This window comes from Streptomyces sp. AM25 (assembly GCF_058146165.1).
This window is the reverse complement of the sequence record NZ_JBKIWN010000147.1, coordinates 1-2,002: the sequence shown is the minus strand read 5'-3', so window position 1 is coordinate 2,002 and position 2,002 is coordinate 1. Positions and strand designations below refer to the sequence as shown.

Below are 2,002 nucleotides of genomic sequence, written 5' to 3'. Positions count from 1 at the left end.
GCAGTACGTGCGTTCCGTTTCCAGCCCCCGCCACCTCGATCCGTGCATGCGGTTCTCCCGCACACGGCTCACCGACGCCGTTCACCACCGGCATTCGGCTTCCCCCGCCAGTCCCGGAAGGGCCTGGGGGCAACGACGTTCCCAGCAAGACTGATCAGCCCCAGATGGTTCGGAGAGGCATATGACACCACGTACCGTCCGAATCCGCGGGAGCGTTTGTGGCGTTTGCCGATGAACAGCGCCATCCGCATTCGCACGTACTCCCTGATCACACCGAAGCGGTGTGCTGAGTTGCCGTACTTGAAGTACGCTGCCCAGCCGTTCAGGAACCGGTTGAGGTCCTCAACCACCACCTCGGTCGACAGCAGCAGCCGAGAGCGGTCCGTCAGTTCCCGGATGCGCTCCCGTGCATGCCGCATCGCCTTGTCCGCGGGCCAGCGAGCGAGGAAAGGAAACGGCCGTCTCCCTTTGAGAGCAGGCGCGTTCACCATCCGATGATGGAAACCGAGGAAGTCCACTCCCTCGCCTCCCACCTTCAGCTGCACGATCCTGGTCTTGGCTTCCTTCGGCTCCAGGCCGAGTTCGGCCAGCAGTTCCCGAAGCCGCGCCAGCGCGGCTTCGGCCTGCCGCCGGGATCTGCACATCACCAGCGCATCGTCGGCGTAACGCACCAGGACCCCGTGCTCCAGCTCGTCCCATGCCCGGTCAATCCGGTGCAGGTAGACGTTGCAGAGCAAGGCGGATGCAACCCCGCCCTGTGGGGTTCCGGTGACCGGCCGACGGACCTGCCCCTCCTCCATGACCCCCGCGCGCAGCATCACGCGCAGCAGTTTGAGGAACGGCTGGTCGCAGATGCGTTCCTCGACCGCCTGTATCAACTTCTCGATCGGAATCGCCTCAAAGCAGTTGGCGATGTCCGTCTCCACCACCCAGTTGCGCCCCCGCCAGGACTCATCGATGAGAACCTGAAGCGCATCGTGAGCGCCGCGTCGGGGACGGAACCCGAACGAGCACGGAAGGAAATCCGCCTCGAACACCGGCTCCGCCACCAGCTTCCATGCGGCCTGGACGATCCGGTCACGCACCGAAGGGATCGACAGCGGTCTTTGCTCCAGCGTGCCGGGCTTGGGGATGAACACCCGACGCGCCGGGAGCGGACGATAGCTGCCGGTCTTCAGTTCCGCGGCCAGTTCGTCGAGGAGCCGGGTCACCCCGTATTCCTCGACCTCCTCCAACGTGGTCTGGTCGATACCCGGAGCACCGTTGTTGCGGCGCACCGCGACCCACCCGCGCCATAGGACGTCCCTGCGCGAGACCTTGTCCATCAGCGCGTGGAACCGCCGTCCGGGATCGGCCTTGGCCGCCCGGTAGAGCGCATGCTGCAAGGCACGGACCGGATCCGAGGGAGAACGTCCCCCGTCGGCGGGACTAGCCACGTGGGCACTCACCGGGCCCCTCCTCCACATCTCTACGCATCGACGAAGTAGCGGCCCTTCCCTCACCGGCGGTTGTGTTGTCCGCTCGGCTCAAGCAGTACTACGGCCGCCTCTGACGCCCTCCCGGCCGGCACCCACTTCCCGAGGTCATCGGTTATAGGGCGCCCGGCTTCCAGCAGCGTCTGTGCGCAGGCTGCCGGGCCGGGGAGGGCCTCTCCAGTTCCCGCCGTCACTATCCGAACGTTCCGTGCCCCTTACGCCGGGGAGTTCTTCACGGCTGCGATTCCAGGGTCTTCGCCGCTTCCATGGCCTTCGCCCTGACACTCCGGGCTCGGCTCTCCCTTGTCCCACCTCACGATGGGGATTTTCACGACGCGGCAGGCTTCGCTTGATGCTACGGGCCGTACGGTTGCTCCCCCTTCAAGGGCTTTTGACGCTGGGCTTCGGCACCGGGCGTTTCCCCCCGATACCGCCAGCCTGCTACCGGGCCTCCTGGCAGCTACCCGGACCGGACTTGCACCGGCAAGCGACGACGAGCTTACGACTGACGATCAACCGTCTATCAC

Annotated in this window: 1 protein-coding gene; it reads right to left on the bottom strand. The window is 65.8% G+C overall.

Annotated elements, in window-relative coordinates; all coding sequences use genetic code 11:
• Positions 1 to 68: 68 nt before the first annotated feature.
• A complete protein-coding gene (ltrA, locus tag ACLHRZ_RS42445) occupies positions 69 to 1,385 on the bottom strand; it encodes a group II intron reverse transcriptase/maturase (protein WP_490423990.1) in 1,317 nt (438 codons plus the stop codon).
• Positions 1,386 to 2,002 lie beyond the last annotated feature (617 nt).